Origin of the sequence: Weizmannia sp. FSL K6-0777 (genome assembly GCF_038593185.1) — a bacterium.
GTDB classification, from domain to species: Bacteria; Bacillota; Bacilli; order Bacillales; family Bacillaceae_C; genus Weizmannia; species Weizmannia faecalis.
Map to the genome: position 1 here is coordinate 1,512,372 of NZ_CP151971.1, position 25,598 is coordinate 1,537,969.

The following is a 25,598-nucleotide window of genomic DNA, read 5'->3' on the forward strand; positions in this document are numbered from 1 at the left end:
AACCCGTAAAACCATCATGATTTATAAAAAGTCTCATATAATAGAGTGACCAGACAAAAACGGGAGAGTCTGTATGGAGCTGAAAAAAACCTATTCGACGTTGTCTCACATGTACCTGTGTCAAACCGTTATTCTTGCATGCGGCCTTTCCGCATTTTGTCTCACGCTGATGTATATCGGGCGCGGCGGCATGTTCAACTGGCTGATTTTGGCCGTCTGGCTGTTCATTCTCTACTTTGCTGCGCGCTATTTCTACTATCAAAAGATAGAAGAAAACATATCCGGAGAAAAAGGGGAGGAAGAAAGACAAGCGGACAGCGGGCAGTACTTGATCCAGTTTCCGCCCGGTGCAAAACTCTCGGTGCAGCTTTATGATGGAAGCGGCCGCTTAGGGTGGCTGCTTGAGGAAAAAGCTTTCAGACAACAAATCCGGTATTTCCGCCTTGAACGGGGAGCGGGCGCCACATTTAGCGCCACGGTCCGCAAACGGCAAAATTGGGAAATCAGCATCGGGTTTCCGGCATATGAACGGTTCTTTTCATTAAAAAGAGCAAAGGGAAAAGAAATGATATTTGAAAACGGCAGCCGGACTTGTGCGATCCGGAAAAATGGAAACCATGATTTGGAATTTTACCGGGACGAACAACTTTTAGCAGTGGTGTCACGCGGCGTGATGCCGGTGAGCTGGCAGCAGAAGTTTCCGCTTAATGCACCGGTACTTACTTTTATACGGGGGACGGAAGAAGACGAAGTACTCGTCATCGCACTGCTCGCCTTTTTTTACAGGCATAATAAATATTTCGTGTAAAAAAAAAGAAGAAATGATACAATTTTTGTAAGTATAAAGAAAGAAAAAGAGAGGAAATCCATCATGCATGTGAAACTGATTAAATGCCACGGCTCAGGCAACGATTTTTTGCTGATCGATGAAACGGAAATCTCTGCGCCATTAACGGACGACATCCGCAAAAAAATGGCTCTGTCATTTTGCCGGCGCGATGCCGGGCTCGGGGCGGACGGCCTGCTCTTTGTGTCGGAAAGCCAGCAGGCAGACGCAAAAATGCGGGTATTCAATGCGGACGGTTCCGAGGCGTCCATGTGCGGGAACGGCCTGCGCTGTGTTGCGCGGTACGTATCCGAAAAACGCGGGAAAGACGATCTGTTAATTGAAACGATGAAAGCAAATCTATATGCCCGCAAAGCAGAGCCCCTATTGGACGGCATCCCAACGTTCCGGGTCGAAATCTCGCCTGTCTCCTTTGACTTGAACAAACTGCCGATGCATATTGATAAAGAAGTGCTCATCAATGAACCGGTTAAGGCCTTGTCGGAAGATTTGTCGTTTACAGCAGTTGCGGTGCCGAATCCGCATCTGATCGCCTTTGTCGAAAATGAAGGATTCCGGTCTGATACGCAAAAAACATTGTCCGAGTATGTGAACGGACCAAATGATATCTTTCCGGACGGCGTGAATGTCAGCTTTGCCAAACCGATTGGTGAAAATGGCTTATACGTCCGCACGTTTGAACGCGGCGTCGGTTTTACAAATGCGTGCGGAACGGCGATGTCCGCTTCAAGCCTTGTGGCCTGCCTGTTAAGATTGCGCCCGTTCGGTGAAATGATCGACGTGTTCAATAATGGCGGTAAAGTACGGTGCTTTGTCCAAAAAATTGAAAAAGAAGGGGAACCGGCATACACGATTGACCTGATCGGTAATGCCACCTATTTATACGAAACCGCTGTTTCTTTTGACGATGGGTACCCGGAACAGTTCCGGATTGCAGAAAAAAAGGATTTCGGCGAACAGAAGCTGTATCAAAAGCTCGAAACCCATGCAAAAGAAACGGTAGAGAAAGCATTGGCTTAAAATTTTCGTCTCCTGTAAAAGGGAGGCGTATTTTTTTCGATTGGAAAGCTGCGCCAAACTATATGGGGCGCCCTTTGTTCTGCTTTAAAAATGCAAGTACCGGGGCAAAAGGCTGGCCGCTTTTGCAGGCAAAGAATCGCGCAAACGGGCAGCCGTACCGGTTCACACGCGAAAGGACCGTTTCAATGGTAAAGTCATACGGCGAAAGCGACGCGTTTACTTCTTCCCAGAAAAGCGGCGCCGCCACAAGCGCATCCTCATGCCCGCGCATCGAATAAGGTGCAATGATCGTTTTTCCTTCCGCATGCTGGACGAAATCAACATATAATTTTCCGCCCCGTTTTTTCTTCATCCGTTCGATTGTAAAATGTTCAGGCGATTTCGAAATGAAATAAGCAGCCATAAATTCCGTGAACAGCCTTGTATCTTCCCATGAGAACTGCCTGTCCGGCAATGGAATGTAGACTTGCAGCCCTTTATTTCCAGAAATTTTGACAAAGCTCTCCAAATGAAGGGCATCCGTCACCTGTTTTAACAGCAAAGCCGCTTCTACTGCAAGTTGAAACGCATCCCGGGAAGGGGGGTCAAAATCAAATACAATCTCACTGACGAAACGGCTGTTTACGGTCTGAAACGGGATATGGTATTCCACCGCTAGCTGGTTTGCGAGCCACATCAGTGTTTTTAAATCGTTGCAGACAATATACCGGATGTCTTCATGCATAGCCGTATCCACAAAAGCGGGCGCATAATCGGGGCAGTTTTTCTGGTAAAATGCCTCGCCGAAGACGCCGTGCGGGTAACGGATGACGGTCAAAAGCCTGTCCGAAAGAAACGGCAGCATAAAAGGAGAAATTTCCCGCATATAGGCAAGAAAGTCGAGCTTTGTCACATGGCGCTTTTTCCATAGCGGTTTATCCGGATGCGTCACTTCCACTTCTTCCGGAATGGCGGCGTTACGGAGCCTGAAATCTTCAAACGTGCAGGCATCCGGCGAAAGGTCAAAGCGGAAGCGGTGGAAATGCGGTTCCCGCAGATTGGCGCCGTCCCATTCCAAATAAAATATCTCGACGCAAATCGAAGGATCGATCGTGTAGACGCCGTTTTCATTGTTTGTGGCATTTTTCCTGACCGCTTCTGTGAGGATTTGTTTTTCGTCCGGATTCATGCTGAAAAGAAACTGGCCGATTGGAAAAATGTCGCCATCTTTAAACACTGCGACATCGAAATACCCGTTTTTCTCGTCGTAAGCCGTAATAAAGCAGGCGGCTGTCTTCCAATTTTTCACTTTTATCCATGTTTCAACTCGTTTTCCCGCTTCCCACTTGCTGTCCGTTTGTTTTGCGACAATGCCTTCACTGTTAAAATTTTTCACCGTCTCTTTTAAGACGGATGCGTCACGGGTGAACGGGATTTGCTGAACCCGTGCCGTTTCGCCCGGGGCGGGGGAGAGCGGCAGCGCGAGCGTTTCACATAAGTTTTCCAATGCTCTTTTTCGCTGCAAATACGGTTTGCCGGCCATATCCTCTCCGCCAAGCATGAGCAAATCAAATACGAGATAATGGGCGGGGCGCATTTTCGCCTGCTCTGCAGCTGCTTCAGCTTTCATCCGCCCGCGGCGTTGCAGCTCCCTAAAGCCAGCTTTATACGGATTTTCAAGCAGCACAAGTTCGCCGTCAAGCCGTAACGGAAGCTGCCCTTTTACACGGCCTTCAAGCGTTTGCAAAAAGGTGCGGATTTCCGGAAACCGGGGCAGCAAATCTTTTCCGTTGCGGCTCCATAACCGCATGCCGTCTTCTGTCCAGTCGAGGATCGCGCGATAACCGTCATATTTAATTTCGTATACCCACTTTCCTGTATCTGGCAGAGACCATTTTAAAACCGGCAACATCGGTTTCATTTCGAGCACCCTTTCTTTTTCCAAAAGTTGAAGTACATAGCGGGGTGGATTCGTACATATATTATCTTCAAAAAGCGAGGCGTTTCATTCATGCATACGATGTGGAAAGGCACGATCAGTTTCGGACTCGTCAATATCCCGATTAAACTGCATGCCGCAACGGAAGATAAAGATATCAAATTGCGTTCCCTTCATAAAAAATGCCATTCCCCGATCCGGTATGAAAAGGTTTGTCCGGTGTGCGAGGAAGAATTGGACGCAAAAGAAATCGTAAAAGGATACGAAATCGCGAAAGGAAAGTTTGTCGTACTGGAAGAGGAAGAACTGGAAGAACTGCGCAAACAGACAGAAGAAAAAGCAGTGGAAATTATGGATTTTCTTGATATGCGGGAGATCGACCCGGTCTATTTTAACCGGAGTTATTACATGTCCCCGAATGAAGGGGGCGTAAAAGCTTACGGCTTGTTGCGGAAAGCGCTGACCGAATCAGAGAAAGTCGGACTTGCCCGGATTGTTATGCGTTCAAAGGAGCAGCTCGCCGTTATCCGCGTGTATGAAAACACGCTTTTGATGGAAACGATCCATTACCCGGATGAAGTCCGGAAAGCATCTGACGTTCCGAATGTGCCGCAAGATGATGAAGTCTCGAAAAAAGAAATTGAGACGGCAATTTTGCTGATTGATCAGTTAACGACATCGTTTGAGCCTGAAAAATATACGGATGCATACCGGTCAAACCTGATGGCTTTAATTGAATCGAAACGAACCGGAAAAAAACTCGTCACGGCAAAAGTAAAAGAACCGGAAAACAATGTGACCGACCTGATGGCGGCGCTCCAGGCTTCCATCGACAGGGCAAAGCCGGCAAAAAAACCGGCAAAAAAACCAAAAAAAGCGGCCAAAACAAAGGCAAAAGAAGCGTAAAAACCGGGCGGTACCGGATAGCATGGGGAATGCCGGAAAATTTGCCGGAAAGCCTCCAATATGGTAAATTATTTCATATTGGAGGTTGATGATGAAAAGGCAGACGATTGTGCAATGGGTGTTCGTTTTACTGGTGCTTTCCTTCTGCACCTGGATTTTTTTTGAAATCGCCGGTCACTTCAACCAGGCGGAGATCCGGCATTTTGACCTTCCGATTATCTCATTTGTCCAGGGGAATATTTCCGGCCGGCTAACGAGCGTGATGCTGGCTGTTACCTTTCTCGGATCTGTAAAAGGGGCGGCGGCGGTCACCCTCTTTCTTTCCCTTGTGCTCTGGATCAAAAAATACCGTACACTAAGCCTTTATCTCGCTGTATCTGTCGCGCTTGGAGCCGGGGTTTTTAACACCATATTAAAATACATATTCAAGCGCCAGCGTCCCGATATTATGCGTGTCGTCCAGGAAACGGGTTACAGCTTCCCAAGCGGGCATTCGATGGGATCCATGATTTTATACGGCTGCCTCGTATTGATCCTGTTCCGCATTGCGAAACGCCGGTGGGTGAAGGTCGCGGGGACGCTGTTTGCCCTTTTATTGGTGCTTGCCATCGGCATTAGCCGCATCTATTTAGGGGTCCACTACCCGAGCGACGTTGCCGGAGGATATGCGGCCGGCCTTGTTTGGGTCATTTTATCTGCGCTTGCGTTGAACTTGTTTGAAAGAAAATTGAAATTGTAATAAAATATGGTGGAAATAAAAATATTTGGCGGTGGGTATGCGGAATTCCGGCGCGGACAGCCCCGCTTGGCCGGAAAGGGCTGCCCAGGGGCTGGAAAAGCCGTTGATGAGCGCTTGCTTTTTTTTAAAATTGTATTACAATATGTTGGTATGAATAAATGAAGCGTCCTGAAATTGTTGCCGGAGAGTTTGGCAATTGGGAGGGAATACTGAATGAAGATCTCGTTTAACCAGATTAAAAGTTTGCTAAATAAAAAATACGCCCTGTACTTTCTCATGGTTTTATTGTTCTGGGTAAAAACTTATATTGTCTATAAAGCGGAATTCAATCTGGATCTGCAAAACGGCATGCAGAAATTTTTGCTTGCCATCAATCCCATCAGCTCGGCACTGTTCTTCTTTGCGCTTGCGCTTTTCTTTAAGGGACGCGGCCGGATCATTGCAATGACTGTGATTGACGTGCTTTTGTCTGTTTTGCTGTACGCGAATGTATGCTATTACCGTTTCTTCAATGACTTCATTACGCTGCCGGTTTTGTCGCAGACGAAAAACTTCGGCGACCTCGGCGGGAGTGCAGCTGCATTAATGAAGCCTTATGATATTTTTTACTTTTTTGATACGATCATCCTCATTGCCTTGATTGCAACGAAAACCGTCAGGGCCAACGCAGGGAAAATCAACCGCCGCTCGCTTGCCGGGCTGATGATTGCCGCGATTGCATTTTTCATTTTTAATCTCGGGCTTGCCGAAGCGGACCGCCCGCAGCTTTTAACGCGGACTTTTGACCGTAGCTATATCGTGAAATATCTCGGTATGTACAATTACACGCTTTATGATGCGATCCAGACAACAAAATCGTCTGCACAGCGGGCGATGGCTGACAGCAGTGACGTGAGCGATGTGGAAAACTATGTGAAAGCGAACTATACCGAGCCGGACAGCAAATATTTCGGCGCGGCAAAGGGTATGAATGTCATTTACGTTTCACTTGAGTCGTTCCAGAACTTTTTGATCAATTACAAATTGGACGGCAAAGAAGTCACACCGTTTTTAAACTCGCTGACAAAGGATAAAAACACCTTTTATTTCGATAACTTTTTCCACCAGACAGGCCAGGGGAAAACGTCTGATGCCGAATTTATGATGGAAAACTCGCTGTTCCCGCTGCCGACGGGGTCTGTATTTACGACGAAAGCACAAAATACGTACCAGGCAGCACCTGCCATTCTTGGCCAGAAAGGCTATACATCGGCTGTTTTCCACGGAAACTATAAGACTTTCTGGAACCGTGACGAAATGTACAAATCGTTCGGCTATGACCGTTTCTTTGACGCCAAGTATTACGATATGAGCGACAAAAATACGTTAAACTACGGGATGAAGGACAAACCTTGGTTTAATGAATCGATGCAGTATTTGACCAAATTGCCGCAGCCTTTCTATACGAAGTTTATTACGCTTTCAAACCACTTCCCGTTTCCATTGGATGAAGAGGATGCTGACTTCCCGAAAGGCAATTTCGGTGATAAAACCGTTGATAACTATTTCCAAACCGCCCATTATCTGGATGAAGCGATGCAGCAGTTCTTCACCTATTTGAAGGAATCCGGGCTTTATGACCATACCGTGATTGTCATGTACGGTGACCATTACGGCATTTCGGAAAATCACAATGCGGCAATGGCGAAAGTGCTCGGTGTCCCTGAAATTACGCCATATTTGAACGCGCAGCTGCAAAGGGTGCCGCTGTTTATCCATGTTCCGGGCGTAAAAGGCGGGATCAAGCATACGTACGGCGGTGAAGTCGATGTAATGCCGACGGTGATGCATTTGCTTGGCGTTGATACAAAAGACTACATCCAGTTCGGGTCTGATCTTTTGTCCAGCCAGCACCGCCAAGTCGTTCCGTTCCGTAACGGCGATTTTGTCACCAATAAGTTCACGCAAGTATCCGGAACGCTTTACGACAATGCGACCGGTGAAAAAGTCAATCCAAAACTTGGCAAAAATGATGAAAAGATTGCAAAAGAGATGCTGAATCTGTCTGATAAAGTGGTGTACGACGACCTGCTCCGTTTCTACACACCAAAAGGTTTTACGCCGGTGAACCGGAACAAGTACGATTATTCCTTTGACCAGACGGATATGAGTGGGTTGCCTGAAACCTCCATTCCGGATTCAGCCAAAAAGAATAAATAAAACAAACAACCCCCGGTGAATCAACCGGGGGTTGTTTGTTGTGCCGTGCAAAAAGAATATTGTGAATGCATCATTCCGGATTTCTTATGGGTTTGCACAAGTATGTCCAGCTTTCCGTTTTCACACTTTATTCAAGCCCTTGTCTATTCTCACGATGTTGATGGATTAATTGTAATACCCACTTTTCGTCAAAACGGAGCTTTTCTAACCGGTGCCGGAAAAAGGTCAGGATATACTGCTGTTCTTCCTTGGGAATCCGTTTATCCCCTCCCGCATAAACCAACCGTTCTTCCTCATGGCGGATTTCATAACGCAAGTAATCTTTATATTGATGCAAAATTAAAAACTGCACTTCCTCACTGACCAGACCAAAATTTTTCAGCTTCATATAAAAATGCAGTTCATAATCCGGTGAGTATGGAATCGGTTCTTCCATCAGCCGGAAAAACCGGATTCTACCTTCATCTGTAAGTTTGTAAATCTTTTTCTTTTTTCCTTTTCCCCGCCGAGCGCCCTCCGGTTGTTCTTCGGGGACCTGCTCGATCAGACCGTCTGCAAGCATGCTGTGAATGAGTGGATAAAGCGCCCCCCAGCTGATTTTTCGTGTGGGGCCCACAATTGCGTTCAAAATTTGATGCAGCAAATAGCCGTGCATCGGGTTGTTCATCAATTCGCCAAGTATGAACAATTCGTTCAAGCGAACGTCTCCTTTCCGTCTAACTTCCTTTTTATGGAACAAGGGATGCTGAACCATGAATATCCAACAAACAGACTCTCGCCATATAATTGTGGGAAGATGGTGCAGCGGGAAGCGCCGGGATTCCGCTTAACCTGTCTGGCGGCTGCCAAGTTGGCATGGATGACATTTGAAAGCCGCCTCTTTTTTAATGATCAGATACTAAGTAAAGGGTATTGCCGTCAGGGTCATTGAAGTGTACGACCTGGGCTGCCTTCCCTTCAACATAATCATGGAATTTAACACCATGGGATTTCAATGTCTTGATGGCTGCCTCTAAATCCTGCACCACAAATCCAATCGACATGCTTTCTGATTTTGCCGATTGGGCATTCCGCTCTCCGGTAAGATGCAGGAGCCCAATCGTCAATCCCGGTGCTTCGATCTGTACAAAATGATCGTCCATTTCGCCCTGCAGCTTCAATCCAAGGGTTTCGGTGTAAAATTGAACGGCTTTTTTTAAATCCGCTACCGTAACTGTTACATTCGCACTCGTAAACATGATATTGCCTCCTTCATAGGTTTGGTCGCTTTTATTATATCAAAAATTTATAATGTGTAAACATGTTTTTTTGATATAAAAAATTGGAAGAAAGAAGATGAATGGAAAATGCAAGAAGATAGATTTAACGGCAATCAGAAAATGGTGCGTATTTCAAAAAGGGATTATCCTAGCAAAGCAAACGGAGCAGCATCATCATAGTTCCGGGCAACTGTTCATTTTCTGCTCCCCGTATGTAATAAAAAAAGGAAGGCATCCACCTTCCATGCATAAATCATTTTTTAAAGAGCAAATCCATGGCAGTTTGAAAATCATTTGTCGGTTGATTGCAGCTGAAGTTTTCACAGACATAAATGGTTGGTTGTCCGTTTATCATGGCATAATCTTCAATAAAGGAAGCGATTTTGGAGAGTTTCGCCTGTTCACGCCTTTTTACCACCATGACGGAAATGCCAGGGTAGAAGTTCTTCTGTATATGGTTAATGAAATCAACAACTTCTTTTGTTTCATCATCCATCACGATCACGACTTCTTTTGTTGCCTGCTGTGCGTACATCACAGCCTGCAGCATCATGGCGTGGGCAGTGGGTTCATCATCGATATCCTTGCTGAAGGCCTGAAACAATTGCTGGACTTTTTCTTCCAACGTAAAATCCCCAGTCAGTTTCGAAAGCCTTAACAACTGGCAGGCTGCAACACTGTTCCCGGAAGGTAGTGCCCCGTCATAAGACTCCTTTTGCCTGACGAGCAATGGTTCATCGTCGTTTCCGCTAAAGAAAAAGCCTCCTCCATGACCATCCCAAAATAAATCGATCATATTGCCGGCCAGTTTTTTTGCTTCCGCCAAATAAAAAGGGGCAAAAGTGGATTCGTACAGTTCCATATATCCCCACAGGAGAAAGGCATATTCGTCTATAAAACCTTTATTTTTTACTTCGCCATCGCGGTATCTCACCATTACACGGTCATTTTGAATCAAGTTGTCCCTGATAAAAGAAACCGCTTTTTCTGCAGCCTGCACATAGGATGGTTGATGAAAAACACGCCCTGCTTTTGCGAGCGCTGCAATCATTAAGCCGTTCCATGCCGTTAAAATTTTATCATCGCGGAACGGGCGTACCCGCTTTTCCCGGTGTTGAAACAAGCTTTGCCGTGCCGTTTCTAATTTTTCTGCGAGCGCCGCGGGAGAAATCCCTTCTTTTTTTGCAATTGATTCTAAATGCGTTGTAATCTGGTTCGGGATATTTTTTCCTTCGAAATTTCCCTGCCCGGTAATGCCGTATGCCTGGCAAAAGAGCGTGCCCAACTGTTCCCCCAGCACATCTTTTACTTCTGCAGGCGTCCACACATAAAACTTTCCTTCCTTACCTTCTGAGTCGGCATCTTCCGCGGAATAGAACCCGCCATCCGGATGGGCCATATCACGCAGCACATACGTGATGATTTCTTCCGTTATTTTTTTGTACTGGGCATTTTTCGTCATCCGGAAAGCATCGGTATAGGCCAGCACAAGCAGCGCATTGTCATAAAGCATTTTTTCAAAATGTGGCACCAAAAATTTTTCATCAACGGAATAGCGGGAAAAACCGTAACCAATATGGTCATAAATTCCCCCGCGCGCCAGCCCGTCCAATGTTTTGGTTGCCATCCTAAGCGCATCCCGGTTTTCATAAAATTTGGCATACATCAGTAAAAATACGAGTGAATGCGGCATTGGAAATTTCGGCGCCTTTCCAAAACCGCCGTAGCGGGGATCAAAACCTTGTTTGTAAGCTTGAAAAGCGCGCCCAATCGTTTCTTTTGTTAAAGCCGTTTGTTTCCCTTTTTCCCGGCTTGCCTCGAGCGCCTGTTTGACTTGTACCCCTACATCCTTGATACAGTCCGGATTTTCGGTATATTGTTGGGATAAATAAAGCAACACTTCTTTAAAACCGGGCATCCCATACCGGCTTTCCCGCGGAAAATAGGTTCCCGCATAAAAAGGAACCCTCTCCGGCGTCAAAAATACACTCAACGGCCAGCCGCCCTGCCCAGTCATCATTTGGCAAACAAGCATATAGATAGCATCAATATCCGGCCGCTCTTCCCTGTCCACCTTAATCGCCACAAATTTCTCATTCAGGATCCGCGCTACCTCTTCATTTTCAAAAGACTCCCGTTCCATCACATGGCACCAGTGGCAGGTTGAATAGCCAATGGAAACAAAAACCGGCTTGTTTTCCCGCTTCGCTTTCGCAAAAGCGTCTTCGCTCCACGGATACCAGTCAACCGGATTACGGGCGTGTTGCAGCAAATAAGGCGATTTTTCATGGATTAACCGATTGAATGGTCTGTTTTCAGCCAAAGCATTCCCTCCTTCTTTCTTTCAGTTTCTTCGTCATCAGTTTACCTGAAACGGTAAGGCGCTACAAATGATATCGCACAGCGCCAAAATTTAGGCAGGGGAAGAAGCTTCAGCGCGTGATTTGTCCGGTTTCACCGCCACAAATGTAAGTCCTGCCGCCACCAGGCAGAAACCGGCCATGATCACCATGCTGATCTCAACCCGCCCTTTCATAAAATTGGCCATAAATAACGGACCTGCCGCCACGCCGATGTAGCGCATAGAACTGTAAATGGCGCTGATCGTTCCGCGGACTTCTTTTTCAATCGACTGATTAATCAGTGCATCCAAAGGCGTAAGGGAGGCGCCGATTCCAATTCCGCAAATGAGAAAGGTCCCTATTAAATAGAAAAAACGGTCCGAAAAAGTGATCACGAGCACGGAGGCTCCGGTAATGAGCACGCTGGAGAAAATAATCCATTTCATCAGTACCATGTTTTCTTTAATGATTTTCCCAGTTATAAAGGAAGAAAGGCACAATGCCGCAAGCGGGACGGCCAAAATAAACCCTTTCTTCACGCCATGGTAGCCGTATTGGTCTTCCAGATTGGACGACAAATAAAACAGCACCGCAAACAAAATAAACATCACGATGGCCCCGATCGCAAATACGGCCGACAGCCAGCGCCAGTGCTTTCGGAACACCTTTTTCGTATTCCCTATAAATGCTTTGATTCCCGGCCCCTGTTTTTCGTGTGCCGGCCTTTTGACAAGAAACAAAACAGACAGGATAGAGATCAGGCAAAAGACAGGGATGGCCGCAAAAGGCAAAAACCAGATCAATCCTGCCAAGAAGGATCCGAGAATCGGGCTCAATACTTTTCCAAACGTATTGGCCGTTTCAATAATGCCGAGGGTGGTGCTCACATCCCGGTTGCGGTGTAACATATCACCGACAAGCGGCAAAACGATCGGTGCTGCGCCGGCCGTCCCAACGCCCTGCAAAGTCCGGCCGATCAAAATAAGGGAATACGGGTGATCAAGTTGCCAGGCCGCGTATGCCGAAATCGCCCCTCCTATAGCCGTAATCGCAAGTGACGGGATAATGACCATTTTTCGGCCGTATCTGTCCGATAAAAATCCGGCAACCGGAATAAGGAAAATGGCGACAATTGAATAAAAGGTGATAATATAGCTGGATTGGACTTTGCTGATGCCCAGTTTGTCCTCCATGAGGGGAAGGACCGGAATCAACATTGAATTCCCCAGTGTCATAATCAGGGGAATGGACGATAATGCAACAATCGCCCATCTTTTTTGATGGATTTCATTGTTTTTATCGGATAAAGGTGTGTTCGTTGTCAAATGATCCATTGTCTGTATTTTCCTTTCTTCTTCTCAATGTCAGCACTCTTCTTTACTACTATCTGCCCAACCGGAGACATTTATGAATGGAAAAAACGGGTTTTCTTTCTCATCATTTTTTAACAAACCATTCATATCTTTTTCCTTTCATTCGGTTAGCATATAAGAAAAAGCGGATTCTCCTTGATCATGCGCTGTCCGGAGCTATAATAAGGGCAGCGGAAAAGAAAGAGTTCCGGCAAAAGAACTTCGAGGGGGAATCATCATGAAACGGATATTACTGGTGGAAGATGAAAAAAATCTGGCCCGTTTTATTGAGCTGGAGTTAAGGCATGAAGGATACGAAGTGAAAGTGGCGTATGACGGGCGGGAAGGGCTGCAGTCGGCTTTGGAGGAGGAGTGGGATGTGATTCTCCTTGATTTAATGCTGCCGAAACTGAACGGCCTTGAAGTATGCCGCCGCCTGCGCCAGGAAAAAGAAACACCGGTCATCATGATTACCGCTCGGGACAGCATTATGGACCGTGTATCCGGGCTTGACCATGGGGCGGATGATTATATTGTCAAACCATTTGCGATTGAAGAATTGCTCGCAAGGCTGAGAGCCATTTTCAGAAGGATGGAGTACGCCGAGCCCAAAAAAGCAGCGCTAACAACGTACAAGTTTCGTGACCTTGTGCTGGAAAAAGAAAGCCGGCTTGTTAAAAAGGCAGGGAAAACCATTGAATTGACAAAGCGGGAATACGATTTGCTGCTTACGCTTTTGGAAAATAAAAATATTGTCATGACCCGTGAAGCGCTCCTGAACAAAGTATGGGGATATGAAACCGAGGTCGAAACGAATGTCGTCGATGTGTACATCCGGTACTTGCGCAATAAAATTGATACAGAAGGCGAAGACAGCTATATCCAGACAGTGCGGGGAACAGGATATGTGATGCGCGAATGAGGGCGGTAAAACACTGGCTGCAAAAAAGTTCCTTGAAAGTGAAATGGTCCGTCGGCGCAAGTGTAGCGATCTTTTTAACGTTTCTGATTTTCGGATTTTTCCAGTATACACTAATCAGTAGATGGCTATTGCATGAAGAAGCGACTTCGGTATCCGAGGCGCTGGATGATTTGAACAACAAGGGGGAAAACATCGATGACATTTTATCGAACCGGACGCTTTTTCAGCAGGTGCTGGAAAAAGACCAGTCGATCCGGATCATCAATGCGGAAGGAAAGGAAATGCTTGTCGTAAAAAGCATTCATTCTACCGATGCAAAAGTGCCGTTTATGCCGGTGAACGAAAAACGGGTCAGCCTGATCCGCGCGGGCAATCATCAAATTTTAGTCGGAAGGAGCCCGTTCCGCTCCCAGTCGTTCAACGGCTATATTGAAGTGATCTATCCTTTATACCGGTATGAAAATTTAATGCGGAATGTTCTGTTTGTCATGATGGTCGCCGGATGCGTGGGCTTGCTTTTGAGTGCTTTTCTCGGGTTTATGATGGCAAAAAATTTCCTCAAACCGCTGAAAAAGCTCTCTTCCACGATGCAAAGCATCCGCAAAAAAGGATTCCAAGAACGGATGGAGCCGAGCGCCTCTAAAGACGAAATGGGGGAATTGACCAATATTTTTAACGATATGATGGACCAAATTGAACAGTCGTTCCGGCAGCAGAAACGGTTTGTCGAGGATGCTTCCCATGAATTAAGGACCCCCGTCCAAGTGATGGAAGGGCACTTAAATTTGTTAAACCGGTGGGGGAAAAATGACCCTGCGATTCTTGAAGAGTCGCTCCAGGCTTCGCTGCAGGAATTAAGCAGAATGAAAAAACTGGTGGAGGAACTGCTCGATCTTTCGCGGGCGGAAGAAGCCAAAATACTGGCCAATGAGGAAAAAGCAGATCTTTTGGCAGTCACAGAAAGGGTGATCCGCAATTTTAAAATGATCCATCAGCAGTTCGACTTCAATTTTCAATATGATCCCAATCAGGCCTATGACATCCAAATGAGCGAGAACCATCTTGAGCAGGTGCTGATCATTGTATTTGATAATGCGATAAAATATTCCGACCGCATTTACAAAGTCGATATCCGACTCAAGCAGGAAAAGGGGAGGGCCATGTTAACAGTAAAAGATTACGGCATCGGGATCCCGAAAGAAGATTTGCCGCAAATTTTCCACCGCTTTTACCGGGTGGATAAAGCAAGGAGCCGCGCAAAAGGCGGGAACGGACTCGGGCTCGCCATTGCCAAACAACTGACTGAAGGATATTCCGGCACGATAGAAGCAGCGAGCGAGGTTGGTAAAGGGACCGAGATCCGGTTTACATTCCCCCTTGTCGCAAAACAAAAAACAGGTGGAAAAGAGGGCGTTTCGAAAAAATGAAACGTTCTTTTTTCTTTTTAAAGAAAAGGTGCAGGGCCGTGTCTGGCAAGGTGTCCGCCTTTCGCCCGTGATGGGTAAGTCTTTTGATACGCAAAAAAACGGGAACTGTCAGAACCAACTGTAAGTTTTATCGAGAAGGCAGAGTCGTTAAAAATCAATGCCGACTTCTGTCATTTCATGTTCGCTTTTTTTCAGGAGCCGGATTTCCAGGATGCCATCCCGGTATTTTGCGGTCGTCCCTTTCCTGCGTACCGGGGAAGGCAGCCGTATCACCTGTTCCGAGTCCGGTTTTGGAAATGATTTTAACATGACTTGAAGGGAAGTGTGGAAGATTTTTAAGCCTGTGAGCATGCTTTCCTCCTGGACAGGGACGCGGATAAAAATAAAATCCAGTGTTTCAAATATTTTTATAGACGGGGCGCCCGTATCCGGGGAAGAGGGAGCCGGATCATCGGCCCCGTCCCCCTTCTTGAACGCAGCGCCCCATTCGTCCCATTGAGAAAGGGCTTGGTTGATATGTTCCTGTACAGGCGGAAATGGCATATTCATCATCTTGAAGATCTCTTCGGTGAACGGAAACGTTTTCCATGGGAACATTTTTTTGCTCCTTTCTGCAACGGGGATATAATAAAATATGCGGTTTTGAACAATCAGGTGAGGCAAATGCAGCATCACTTTCCGGGAAAAAACAGAATGAATCACTATTCATGCAAATTTTTAAAAATAAGAGTTTTTAACTTTATCTATTACGCTTACAGTGCTAAAATTGAGTTTGTAAGCGTTACAGCTTTCAAAATTCTTTATCGTTACATAATTTCATGGTTCCGTTTTGGTATCCGCCAGACGAAATCATACGAAAGTGAATAAGGGACGAAGGGCTGGAGGTTTTTCAAAATGAATGCAACTACACCAAAGGGATTTTGGGAAAGTTTTTCCGGGCCTAATCTTGGGTATGTCATGGATTTATATGAACAATACCTGGAAGATCCGGAGAGCATCGACGAAGAGGCGAGAAAAGTATTTGACCAGTGGGGCGCGCCCGCTGTTTCCGAAGGCGGGAGCCCGACACAGGGGCAGGCGGATATTTCTTTCCAATTGCCGGCAAACCCGACGATTTTCAGCAAAATGGTCGCTGCCGTCAAATTGGCGGACAATATCCGGACTTTTGGCCATCTCGCAGCGGATATCAACCCGCTCCAAAAACCTGTTGGGGATGTCAGAAGAATTGAACTGGGAGAATTTGATTTAACCGAAGAAGATTTGAAAAAAGTGCCGGCATCCTTTATTTGCCCGGATGCACCTAAAAAGGTCAAAAACGGGCTTGATGCCATCAATTATTTAAAAGAAGTGTACACCCAAAAAGTCGCCTTTGAGTTTGACCATATTCATGACATGGAAGAAAAGCACTGGCTGCAACGGACAGTTGAATCGGGCAGCTTTTTCCGCGAACTCGGCCGGGAACAGAAAATCGGGATTTTAAAACGCCTTTCCGATGTGGAAGGATTTGAAAAATTTATTCACCGGACATTTGTCGGGCAGAAGCGTTTTTCCATTGAAGGGCTTGATGCGCTCGTTCCGCTGATGGAACAAATGATCATTGAAGCGGTCAAAACGGGTGTGAAAACCGTTAATATCGGCATGGCGCACAGAGGCCGACTCAATGTGCTTGCCCATATTCTTGAAAAACCATACGAGCTCATTTTTGCGGAATTTAAGCATGCTTCCAATAAAGATTTAATCCCTTCCGAAGGATCGATCGGCATTACGTACGGATGGACCGGCGATGTTAAATACCATCTCGGCGCGGACAGAAAAGGGCAAAACGGCGGTCCGATCGGCGCGCGTATCGTGCTTGCCAACAACCCAAGCCATCTGGAAGTTGCCAACCCTGTTGTCGAAGGGTATACACGTGCCGCGCAGGATAACCGGAACAAAGCGGGCTATCCGGACCGCGATCCGGACCGCGCATTTGCGATTCTTGTCCACGGGGATGCCGCATTTGCGGGGCAGGGCATTGTCGCAGAAACGCTGAATATGAGCAAGCTGAACGGATACGGGACAGGCGGGACCATCCATATCATCGCCAATAACAATATCGGGTTTACGACCGAAACATACGACTCGAGGTCAACAAAATATGCTTCTGATCCGGCAAAAGGCTATGAAGTGCCGATCCTCCATGTGAATGCGGATGATCCGGAAGCATGCGTACAGGCGGCGCTGTTTGCTTATGCTTACCGCGAAAAATTCCATAAAGACTTTGTGATCGACCTGGTCGGCTACCGCCGCTACGGCCATAATGAAATGGATGAACCGATGGTAACCAACCCGGTAATGTACCATGCGGTGCACAATCATCCGACGGTCAGGGCCATCTACGGTGAACAGCTTGTAAAAGAAGGCGTCCTGACAGCCGAAGAGGTTAAAACGATTGATGAAGCCGTTCAGAAAAAACTGCAGGCGGCTTACGAAAAAGTGCCAGACGGCGAAGCAGAACCCGATACGGCCATGGAGCCCCCAGAAAATGTGAAAAAAGGCTATTTGAGCATGAAAACAGGGGTGCCGGAACAGGAACTGAGGGCTTGGAATGCTGAATTGCTCGCCTGGCCTGAAAACTTCCACGTCTTTAAAAAACTGGCGCGGATTTTGAAACGCCGCGAACACGTTTTTGACGGCAAAGGGAAAATTGACTGGGCCCATGCGGAAGCGCTCGCGTTTGCAGCCATTTTAAAAGATGGCGTGCCGATCCGGTTTACCGGCCAGGATACACAGCGCGGCACGTTCGCACAGCGCAATCTCGTCCTGCACGACGAACAGACGGGGGAAGAATATATTCCGCACCATCATCTGTCCGGCGTTCAAACTTCATTTGCCATTTATAACAGCCCGCTGACCGAAGCCGGCGTTGTCGGGTTTGAATACGGCTATAACGTCTTTTCGCCGGATACGCTCGTCATTTGGGAAGCCCAGTTCGGCGATTTTGCAAACATGGCACAGGTCATGTTTGACCAGTTCATTTCATCCGGCAGGGCAAAATGGGGGCAAAAATCAGGGCTTGTCATGATGCTGCCGCACGGATACGAAGGACAGGGTCCGGAACATTCAAGCGGCAGGGTGGAACGCTTCCTGCAACTGGCAGCGGAAAACAACTGGACAGTGGCAAATGTTTCGACAGCCGGCCAATACTTCCATATTTTAAGAAGGCAGGCAAAATGGCTGGCAAAAGAAGAAATCCGCCCGCTCGTTCTCATGACGCCAAAAAGCCTGCTTCGCCACCCGCTGGCATCTGTAGAGCCGTCTGTACTGACGGACGGAAAATTCCACACTGTGCTGGAAGGCCCGGGTACGAAAAATACGGATGCAGTCGAAAGAATCCTGCTTTGCAGCGGGAAAGTGGCTGTAGACTTGGAAGAAAAGCTGAACAGTGCGGAAAATACCAGCTGGCTGCATACGGTAAGGGTTGAGCAAATTTATCCTTTCCCTGAACAGGAATTAAAGGAAATCTTCGCGCGCTTTAAAAACGCAAAAGAAATTGTATGGATGCAAGAGGAGCCGAAAAATATGGGTTCCTGGTCTTTCGTTGAACCGTATTTAAGAAAGCTGGCGCCTCAGGGAGCGGAAATCCGGTACATCGGCCGGCCGAGAAGATCAAGCCCGTCGGAAGGCGACCCGGTCGTCCATAAAAAGGAACAAAACAGAATTCTGACTGAAGCCATTACCCGCCCTTAAACGGCGGCCCGCTCCTTCCAAAGGGGCGGGGGCTTCAATATGCGCAAAATAACCGCTGCTTTGCCCGCTTCATCCTGCAGCCCGTGCTGCTCGGAAGATGAAGGAGGAGGCTTTGATATAAAAAAAGTGATACTTTTAAGGGAGGACAAGTGTTGTGGCTGAAATTAAAGTGCCTGAACTGGCAGAATCCATCACGGAAGGAACCATTGCACAATGGTTGAAACATCCGGGGGACCATGTGGACAAAGGTGAATATATTGTAGAACTTGAGACAGATAAAGTAAATGTAGAAGTCATTTCAGAAGAAGAGGGTGTCGTCCAGTCCCTCCTTTTTGAAGAAGGGGACACAGTACAAGTTGGCGATGTCATTGCAATTGTCGGCGAAGGAACAGGGGAAAACAGTGCAACGCCATCCGCGCCGCAAAAAGAAGCGGAAGCACCACAACCGGCACAAGCAGAGGCGCCGGCGCAAACACAAGCGCCTGCTCCGGAACAACAAAAGCCGGCTCAGGAAGAAAGCGAAAGCCGCCCGATTGCTTCTCCGGCTGCCCGCAAACTGGCACGCGAAAAAGGCATTGACTTATCGCAAGTGCCGGCAGTGGATCCGCTTGGCAGGGTAAGGAAACAAGATGTGGAAACTTTCAATCCGCAAGCTGCGGCAAAAGCGCCGGCAGCACCGGAAAAACCTGCAGCTGGAAAAGTTGTGCCGGAAGAAGCCGGCAAACCGATTGAAAGAATCCGCATGTCACGCCGCCGCCAGACGATCGCAAAACGGCTCGTTGAAGTGACACAGACAACGGCGATGCTGACGACATTCAACGAAATTGATATGACAGCTGTCATGGATTTAAGAAAGCGGAAAAAAGAACAGTTCGTTAAAGATCATGACATCCGTCTCGGTTTTATGTCGTTCTTTACAAAAGCCGTGGTTGCGGGATTGAAGAAATATCCGTATGTTAATGCGGAGATTCAGGGCAATGAGCTGCTGCTGAAAAAATATTATGATATCGGCATTGCAGTATCCACAGAAGAAGGGCTTGTCGTACCGGTTGTCCGGGATTGCGACCGGAAATCGTTCGCGGAAATTGAAGCGGATATTGCTGCATTTGCCCAAAAAGCACGCGATAATAAACTTGCATTAAGCGATCTGCAGGGGGGAACCTTTACGATTACAAACGGCGGCGTCTTCGGCTCGTTGTTCTCGACACCGATTATCAACGGGACACAGGTTGGTATCCTCGGCATGCACACCATACAAAAACGCCCGGTTGCAGTCGATGGAGACCGAATTGAGATCCGCCCGATGATGTACGTGGCGCTTTCCTATGACCACCGCGTCATTGACGGAAAGGATGCTGTCGGTTTCTTGAAAACGGTGAAGACATTAATTGAAAACCCTGAAGATTTGCTGCTGGAATCTTAATAGTATGAAAGAAAAGCATCGGTTTTGCCGATGCTTTTCTTTTTGGTGCCCTTTAAGGGTTGGCAATCCAGACGCTTTTGACTTCCGTATAGTTTTGGAGTGCGTAAGAACCCATTTCACGTCCAATGCCGGATTGTTTATAACCGCCAAACGGGGAAGCGGCATCAAACACATTGTAGCAGTTGACCCAAACTGTGCCCGCACGGAGACGGTTTGCAATATAGTGCGCATTGGCCACATTTTCCGTCCAAACCCCTGCCGCAAGCCCGTACTCGCTGCTGTTGGCGCGGCTGATTACTTCATCAAGGGATTCATATGGCATGGCCGCAATAACAGGACCGAAAATTTCCTCTTTGGCGATCGTCATCTCATCACGGACATCTGCAAAAATCGTCGGTTCAACAAAGAAGCCTTCTTCACGCGGTTTTTTCCCGCCTGTTACAATTTCCGCTCCTTCATCGAGTCCTTTTTCAATGTAATTCAAAACGCGCGCTTGCTGCTCATCTGAAACAAGCGGCCCCATTTCCGTATCTTTATTGAGCCCGAAGCCCTGCTTAATCGACTGGGCGTGGGAGGCCATATCGGCAATGACATTATCAAAATGTTTCTTTTGAATGAACACGCGCGAACCGGCACAGCATACTTGCCCCTGGTTGAACATGACACCGTTTAAGGCGCCAGGAATCGCTTTCGACAAGTCGGCATCTGGCAAAATAATATTCGGGGATTTTCCGCCAAGTTCGAGCGTCACCCGTTTTAACGTTTTCGAGGCATTGGCCATAATCAGTTTTCCGACTTCAGTAGAACCGGTAAAGGCAATTTTATCTACAAGCGGGTGGTCGACAAGGGCGGCTCCGGCAGTTTCCCCAAAGCCTGGCACAATATTGACAACGCCGTCCGGGAAGCCAGCCTCGCTTACCAGCTGCGCCAAGTAAAGGGCGGAAAGCGGCGTTTGTTCAGCCGGTTTTAAGATAATCGTGCAGCCGGTCGCAAGCGCGGCACCCATTTTCCACATTGCCATTAAAAGAGGGAAGTTCCAAGGGATAATTTGCCCGACAACCCCGACCGGTTCATGGCGGGTATAGTTAAAGTAAGGGCCGTTTACGGGAATGGTCTGGCCGGTGATTTTCGTTGTCCAGCCGGCATAATACCGCATATGTTCGATGGCAAGCGGAATATCGGCATTTGCCGTTTCACGGATCGGTTTCCCGTTGTCGAGCGTTTCGAGCTGCGCCAGCGCTTCCCGGTGCTCTTCCATCAGATCCGCCAATTTATACATTAACCGGCTTCTATCGGCAGGGTTCATCCGCGGCCACGGGCCTTCGTCAAATGCTTTTCTGGCTGCTTGTACGGCACGGTCGATATCTTGTTTATCCCCTTCATAGATCGTAGCCAGCGTTTCGCCGGTAGCCGGATTCGGCGTATCAAATGTTTTTCCGGATGCACTTTCAACAAATTGCCCGTTGATGAACATTTTCTTTTTGCCCTGAAGGAAATGCTGAACCCTTTCATCCAACTGCACGGTTAATTGTTCCATTCCAACCCCTCCATTTATGTTAATTTCAAGGAGACAAGCCTCCTTATATACTTGCTTTGTGCACCAGCCTGTCAGCGCTTACATCCATATTCTACTAAATATCAAAAATAGACGCAATAGAAATCATTCGAATAATTTGAACATAATCTGCGGAAAATCGCAAAAATTCGACATACCCCTTTATGAATAATTATTCGCTACTAATTTTCTAATAAAAAATAATTATTTTATCTTTTTATTTTACTAGTTTCATATTATAATCTATATATACATATATTTTAAGAAACGAGGGATAAAATTGACAATGAATGAGAGAATGGCACTAAAAATCCGCCTGGAGCAGCTGGAAGACGCTGAGATTCGGGTTATACAGGAATTCCAAAAAGAACGGGAAAATATTTTTAAAAGATTAAGGGAGCTGGATGAAAATGAAGGCCAGCAGGTAAAAGCATCCGGCAAACCGGAATATGTATCTTTTAATGCGCTTGCGTCCGTCTCGCCGGAAACCTCAGGCGGCGAAGCCCTTACGAATGAAAGAAAGGTGCGGAAATCGCGGTCGTCAAAAAAGGGCAGGTCGGGCAAGATGAGAGAAGAGGCTATCCAAATACTAAAAAACGTTTCGGAACCGATCAGAGGGGCTGAACTGCAGCGGATGATCGAAGAAAAAACCGGCTATAAAATCGCTAATATGACCTCTTTCATGAAATCCGTCGAAAAACTCGATCCGCGTATCCGCAAACCGGACCGTGGGTTGTACGAATTTGTGAATGATACAGCAAATACGGAAGAACCGCATCAGGAAATGGAGCAAAATGAGAACTTGCCGGAGGAAAACGAGGCAGTTACTGAACAGAAGTAAACCGGTATAAAAAATCCCCGGAAACCCGGGGCTGTAAACAACATAAAAGCGGCGGGAACACATCAACTGTGACCCGCCGCTTTTTTATATTTTGATGATCAGATACAATTATGAATTGGATTCTTCCTTCGGCGGATGGGACTGATAAAATTTTTTCTGAATCAGTGTTTGTCCGATCATAAAGAGCCCGCTCACTGTCCAGTACAGCGGCAGAACCGCCGGAGCTGAAAAAGAAACAAAAAGGATCATGATCGGCGACATGAGCATCATATATTTCATTTGTTTCTTCTGTTCCTCAGGAATACCGATCAGTGAAATTTGGGCTTGGATAAAATAAATGACACCAGCGAGAATGGCCATCGGAATATCTGTTTGTCCGAGATTAAACCATAAAAAGGAGTGGGTGGCGATTTCTTTCGAGCCGCGGATCGCATAATAAAACCCCATTAAAATCGGCATTTGGATGATAATCGGCAGGCAGCCCATATTCAGCGGGTTAACGCCGTGTTTTTGATACAACCCCATCATTTCCTGCTGCAGCTTTGCCTGTTCTTCTTTCGTTTTGGCCGCTTTGATTTTTGTCTGCAGCTTATCCATTTCCGGCTTCAAAACTTTCATTTTATCCTGCATGATTTGCTGTTTTTTGAATGTATGCAGCATAAAAGGCATGAGAATCAGCCGGATGATTAACGTCAAAACAATAATGGCAATCCCGTAATCACCATGAAGCAGCTGGGCCGTTGCTTTAATGACAACTGAAAACGGGGCAACAAAATAATGATGGAAAAATCCTCCGCTGTGCGTGCTGTTTGTTGAATTTGAACATGCGCTTAAAACGAACAGCAAACTGCTTAAAACCAATGTAAAACTGAAAAATCTTTTCATGAAATATCCTCCTTTAGTATATTGCACAAATCCTGTCCTTTCTGACCGGTCTTAAATCCGGTTCCGAATCAGGATCTTCAGAAGGATATGTCCGTATTCTGACGCAACTTAAAATCCAAATCGTAAAGAAATTGCACCGGCATTCCGCAGCCGGGCGGGTGTGTACAGTAAAATCCTGCATGACGGCGGCAGGCCTTGCTTCAACAAACGCTGCCGGCCTGATCACAAACCGACTCAAATAAAGAAAACCTGCTGCCAGTACGTAAAATGACAGCGTGCAGACGGCCGGGTCATTTACAAAATCGATGATGTTTTGAATCAAAGCTATTCACTCACTTTAAAGAGATCAGTACAAAGTATACTTTAATTTTGTCTGTTTTACAATCGTAATCATCATTTTACCATACACTGCGAAAGAATCCTAATTTAAGGGAGGGGGAGGTATGTGTCAAGTTTTTCTCGACAAGGTTTAAATATCGGGTATTCCAAGACACTCTTTTTGTACACTTTCGGCTACCGTGCTTTACTTGCTCGGTGTAATTTTCGGAAAAGATGTAATATTTCCGTATAAAGATGGATAACGGGGATGTTGAGGCGCGCGAAATTCACTCGCTTTCCGCGGGCGGCCGGCGAGCCTCCTCGCTCGTACCTCGCTGCGGGGTCTCTCCTGGCTCGCTTTTCCCGCAGGAGTCTCGTAAATTTCGCGCGCCTCAACGATCAGTCCCCACTGAGCCAGGCTTAAAACGAAAGCTCTAATATTTTGCTTAAATGTCCCATTGCCGATGAACTGCTTGAATGCAGGGCAACTGATCCGTGCTTTACGCCCACTGACGGGCGTACAGGCTGCTTGAGTAGTTGAGACATCCTGATGAATTGTTTCAAGTTCCGTTGCTTTCTCTCGCTTCTTGAACGGTGTTTCAGATAGGCTTCTCTCAATGTCCCATTGAGTATGCCTTGTTTGATTTTCACCATGGCTTCTGCGCCAAGTTCACTCCAATGCATGCCCCTTTTTTTCATCCTGAAGGAGATATGCCTTTGATTCGATTCCATCGCTCCTAGGCCTCTCGCACCTTCCGGCACGTTTTTCACCCTGTCTCTCCAGTCAAAAATGCGGTCCCAGTTTTTCAAGATATACGAACGGAATTCCTTGATTTTCTTGAGGGCCTTTTTATCCGTCAAGGTGCTTTCGTGCGTATCCAAATATAACGTGAATTGGTCCAGGTCATGCGTTCTAATCGCTTTTCTAATTTGCTCCTTGATCTCGCTCTTTCCGCCCCCAAATGTCCTTATGATGGCTTGTGCAACGTGGTAGGTATCCAGCTGGTTGAGCACCGGAAATTCCGACTGTGAGAATGCTGTTTGAAACCGTTCAGCTGTGTACCCAGCACCTCCATCACTGTTTGTAATGACATGCGCTTTTTCGAGGGAATAGGTGTTGGCAGCTGTGGCTTGGACTTCATCCCAAAATGTCTGAATGTCTTCCGTCGTCATGATGACTGTGGGCTGACGCAGGGAGACCCTTTTACCATTGGTTTCCCATCCCTCATAGAGAATGGCGTGGTGGACTTCCATACTCTGTTTCTTTTTTAGTCCCCGAACGAATACACCATCTGCTTCAGAAAACAGGTAGTCTACCTTCTTCCCCTCAGGCAGGGAAACAGCTATTTCTAGCTCTTCTACAAGTGCCTTATCGGCTTCCGCCTGAGTTTTCCCTACGTGTTTTACCATGTTCCCTACAGTTGTGTGACTAAGACTCACTGCTGTCCACTCTTTTAAAATATCAGCTACTTCCCGATAGGTGTTCTCACTTGCCAACTCTGCCACCTTTAATTCCACTAACGGGCTGTATCGTTGGTGTGGTACCAGCCCTAACCATTCATCCAGAGGATAATGGGAATTTCCTCTCTTGTCATGCATTAATGAGCGTTTAAAGGTCACACTTCCAAATAGAAACTGAATGTTTCTGTTATCACTCCGGCAGTACACCCAGCCCTCCTCTAACTTCTCCTGTTTAATTGTTTTATCTAACTCTTCAAATATTTCCCCAACCCATTGTGTAAAAGCCTTCTGCATCAGAAGTTTAAGCTGTTCTTCAAATTCGATAAGACTCTTTGTATCCTTTAATAATCCAGCAATTATTGATATAATATCCATGGGAAGACCTCTCTCTCTAGATGTTCATCTTGAAGTGTACAATTAGATGATAGAGCGTCTTCCCATTTTTTTCCACTCAT

General features: G+C 46.7%; 19 protein-coding genes. 10 read left to right on the forward strand and 9 right to left on the reverse strand.

Annotation, left to right across the window (positions count from 1 at the left end; translation table 11 throughout):
* Positions 1-73: 73 nt before the first annotated feature.
* Entirely contained in the window at positions 74-808 is a 735-nt protein-coding gene (locus NST70_RS07020; RefSeq protein WP_014098448.1) for a hypothetical protein, read from the forward strand.
* A gap of 63 nt (positions 809-871) precedes the next feature.
* A complete protein-coding gene (gene dapF, locus NST70_RS07025; RefSeq protein ID WP_260832572.1) occupies positions 872-1,867 on the forward strand; it encodes a diaminopimelate epimerase in 996 nt (331 codons plus the stop codon).
* A gap of 58 nt (positions 1,868-1,925) precedes the next feature.
* Here the strand turns inward: dapF and NST70_RS07030 are convergent, their stop codons facing one another.
* Positions 1,926-3,767 carry a DNA ligase D gene (locus tag NST70_RS07030; protein ID WP_342476049.1) on the reverse strand — a complete coding sequence of 614 codons (1,842 nt, stop codon included), beginning with the start codon at positions 3,765-3,767 and terminating at the stop codon, positions 1,926-1,928.
* A gap of 90 nt (positions 3,768-3,857) precedes the next feature.
* Here NST70_RS07030 and NST70_RS07035 point away from each other — a divergent pair, with 90 nt between their 5' ends.
* The 3 genes from NST70_RS07035 (at position 3,858) to NST70_RS07045 (ending at position 7,629) form a co-directional block, all read left to right on the forward strand.
* A complete protein-coding gene (locus tag NST70_RS07035) occupies positions 3,858-4,691 on the forward strand; it encodes a Ku protein (RefSeq protein ID WP_014098445.1) in 834 nt (277 codons plus the stop codon).
* Between the two features lie 91 nt (positions 4,692-4,782).
* On the forward strand, positions 4,783-5,430 hold the full coding sequence (locus NST70_RS07040) for a phosphatase PAP2 family protein (RefSeq protein WP_035188555.1): 648 nt from the start codon (positions 4,783-4,785) through the stop codon (positions 5,428-5,430).
* Positions 5,431-5,643: 213 nt separating this feature from the next.
* Complete coding sequence (locus tag NST70_RS07045; protein ID WP_014098441.1) at positions 5,644-7,629, forward strand: LTA synthase family protein; 1,986 nt, start codon at positions 5,644-5,646, stop codon at positions 7,627-7,629.
* A gap of 127 nt (positions 7,630-7,756) precedes the next feature.
* Here NST70_RS07045 and NST70_RS07050 read toward each other — a convergent pair whose 3' ends face one another.
* The 4 genes from NST70_RS07050 to NST70_RS07065 form a co-directional block, all read right to left on the reverse strand.
* The gene (locus tag NST70_RS07050) at positions 7,757-8,326 is read right to left on the reverse strand and encodes a PadR family transcriptional regulator (RefSeq protein WP_014098440.1); all 570 of its coding nucleotides are present in this window, start codon (positions 8,324-8,326) and stop codon (positions 7,757-7,759) included.
* Between the two features lie 187 nt (positions 8,327-8,513).
* Positions 8,514-8,867, reverse strand: a complete 354-nt coding sequence (locus tag NST70_RS07055; RefSeq protein WP_017550795.1) for a VOC family protein — start codon at positions 8,865-8,867, stop codon at positions 8,514-8,516.
* Positions 8,868-9,141: 274 nt separating this feature from the next.
* Positions 9,142-11,211, reverse strand: a complete 2,070-nt coding sequence (locus NST70_RS07060; RefSeq protein WP_260832574.1) for a thioredoxin domain-containing protein — start codon at positions 11,209-11,211, stop codon at positions 9,142-9,144.
* A gap of 90 nt (positions 11,212-11,301) precedes the next feature.
* Entirely contained in the window at positions 11,302-12,564 is a 1,263-nt protein-coding gene (locus tag NST70_RS07065) for an MFS transporter (protein WP_110133987.1), read from the reverse strand.
* Positions 12,565-12,820: 256 nt separating this feature from the next.
* Here NST70_RS07065 and NST70_RS07070 point away from each other — a divergent pair, with 256 nt between their 5' ends.
* Positions 12,821-13,504 carry a response regulator transcription factor gene (locus tag NST70_RS07070; RefSeq protein WP_026104841.1) on the forward strand — a complete coding sequence of 228 codons (684 nt, stop codon included), beginning with the start codon at positions 12,821-12,823 and terminating at the stop codon, positions 13,502-13,504.
* Positions 13,501-14,931 (forward strand): HAMP domain-containing histidine kinase, encoded by a 1,431-nt coding sequence (locus NST70_RS07075; RefSeq protein WP_342476054.1) that lies wholly within the window; start codon positions 13,501-13,503, stop codon positions 14,929-14,931. The genes NST70_RS07070 and NST70_RS07075 overlap by 4 nt, the downstream gene beginning before the upstream one ends.
* A 147-nt stretch (positions 14,932-15,078) precedes the next feature.
* Here NST70_RS07075 and NST70_RS07080 read toward each other — a convergent pair whose 3' ends face one another.
* Complete coding sequence (locus tag NST70_RS07080) at positions 15,079-15,528, reverse strand: spore coat protein (RefSeq protein WP_014098434.1); 450 nt, start codon at positions 15,526-15,528, stop codon at positions 15,079-15,081.
* A 297-nt stretch (positions 15,529-15,825) separates the two neighbouring features.
* On the opposite strand from NST70_RS07080, the gene NST70_RS07085 reads away from it, so the two are divergent.
* Both NST70_RS07085 and odhB read left to right on the forward strand, forming a co-directional pair.
* On the forward strand, positions 15,826-18,660 hold the full coding sequence (locus NST70_RS07085; RefSeq protein ID WP_342476056.1) for a 2-oxoglutarate dehydrogenase E1 component: 2,835 nt from the start codon (positions 15,826-15,828) through the stop codon (positions 18,658-18,660).
* Positions 18,661-18,814: 154 nt separating this feature from the next.
* Complete coding sequence (gene odhB, locus NST70_RS07090) at positions 18,815-20,083, forward strand: 2-oxoglutarate dehydrogenase complex dihydrolipoyllysine-residue succinyltransferase (RefSeq protein ID WP_014098432.1); 1,269 nt, start codon at positions 18,815-18,817, stop codon at positions 20,081-20,083.
* A 52-nt stretch (positions 20,084-20,135) separates the two neighbouring features.
* Here the strand turns inward: odhB and NST70_RS07095 are convergent, their stop codons facing one another.
* The gene (locus NST70_RS07095; protein ID WP_017550804.1) at positions 20,136-21,620 is read right to left on the reverse strand and encodes an aldehyde dehydrogenase family protein; all 1,485 of its coding nucleotides are present in this window, start codon (positions 21,618-21,620) and stop codon (positions 20,136-20,138) included.
* A 304-nt stretch (positions 21,621-21,924) separates the two neighbouring features.
* Here NST70_RS07095 and NST70_RS07100 point away from each other — a divergent pair, with 304 nt between their 5' ends.
* Positions 21,925-22,479, forward strand: a complete 555-nt coding sequence (locus tag NST70_RS07100) for a competence protein ComK (protein ID WP_225620986.1) — start codon at positions 21,925-21,927, stop codon at positions 22,477-22,479.
* Positions 22,480-22,587: 108 nt separating this feature from the next.
* Here NST70_RS07100 and yidC read toward each other — a convergent pair whose 3' ends face one another.
* The gene (yidC, locus tag NST70_RS07105) at positions 22,588-23,364 is read right to left on the reverse strand and encodes a membrane protein insertase YidC (RefSeq protein ID WP_035188566.1); all 777 of its coding nucleotides are present in this window, start codon (positions 23,362-23,364) and stop codon (positions 22,588-22,590) included.
* Between the two features lie 738 nt (positions 23,365-24,102).
* The gene (locus NST70_RS07110; RefSeq protein ID WP_342475533.1) at positions 24,103-25,518 is read right to left on the reverse strand and encodes an ISLre2-like element ISBco6 family transposase; all 1,416 of its coding nucleotides are present in this window, start codon (positions 25,516-25,518) and stop codon (positions 24,103-24,105) included.
* Positions 25,519-25,598: the final 80 nt, after the last annotated feature.

Excerpts from the sequence above, each read along its gene's own strand:
- NST70_RS07020 (WP_014098448.1), top strand. The coding sequence starts at position 74 with ATGGAGCTGAAAAAAACCTATTCGACGTTGTCTCACATGTACCTGTGT.
- dapF (WP_260832572.1), top strand. The coding sequence starts at position 872 with ATGCATGTGAAACTGATTAAATGCCACGGCTCAGGCAACGATTTTTTG.
- NST70_RS07030 (WP_342476049.1), bottom strand. The coding sequence starts at position 3,767 with ATGAAACCGATGTTGCCGGTTTTAAAATGGTCTCTGCCAGATACAGGA.
- NST70_RS07035 (WP_014098445.1), top strand. The coding sequence starts at position 3,858 with ATGCATACGATGTGGAAAGGCACGATCAGTTTCGGACTCGTCAATATC.
- NST70_RS07040 (WP_035188555.1), top strand. The coding sequence starts at position 4,783 with ATGAAAAGGCAGACGATTGTGCAATGGGTGTTCGTTTTACTGGTGCTT.
- NST70_RS07045 (WP_014098441.1), top strand. The coding sequence starts at position 5,644 with ATGAAGATCTCGTTTAACCAGATTAAAAGTTTGCTAAATAAAAAATAC.
- NST70_RS07055 (WP_017550795.1), bottom strand. The coding sequence starts at position 8,867 with ATGTTTACGAGTGCGAATGTAACAGTTACGGTAGCGGATTTAAAAAAA.
- NST70_RS07065 (WP_110133987.1), bottom strand. The coding sequence starts at position 12,564 with ATGGATCATTTGACAACGAACACACCTTTATCCGATAAAAACAATGAA.
- NST70_RS07070 (WP_026104841.1), top strand. The coding sequence starts at position 12,821 with ATGAAACGGATATTACTGGTGGAAGATGAAAAAAATCTGGCCCGTTTT.
- NST70_RS07075 (WP_342476054.1), top strand. The coding sequence starts at position 13,501 with ATGAGGGCGGTAAAACACTGGCTGCAAAAAAGTTCCTTGAAAGTGAAA.
- NST70_RS07080 (WP_014098434.1), bottom strand. The coding sequence starts at position 15,528 with ATGTTCCCATGGAAAACGTTTCCGTTCACCGAAGAGATCTTCAAGATG.
- NST70_RS07085 (WP_342476056.1), top strand. The coding sequence starts at position 15,826 with ATGAATGCAACTACACCAAAGGGATTTTGGGAAAGTTTTTCCGGGCCT.
- NST70_RS07095 (WP_017550804.1), bottom strand. The coding sequence starts at position 21,620 with ATGGAACAATTAACCGTGCAGTTGGATGAAAGGGTTCAGCATTTCCTT.
- NST70_RS07100 (WP_225620986.1), top strand. The coding sequence starts at position 21,925 with ATGAATGAGAGAATGGCACTAAAAATCCGCCTGGAGCAGCTGGAAGAC.
- yidC (WP_035188566.1), bottom strand. The coding sequence starts at position 23,364 with ATGAAAAGATTTTTCAGTTTTACATTGGTTTTAAGCAGTTTGCTGTTC.
- NST70_RS07110 (WP_342475533.1), bottom strand. The coding sequence starts at position 25,518 with ATGGATATTATATCAATAATTGCTGGATTATTAAAGGATACAAAGAGT.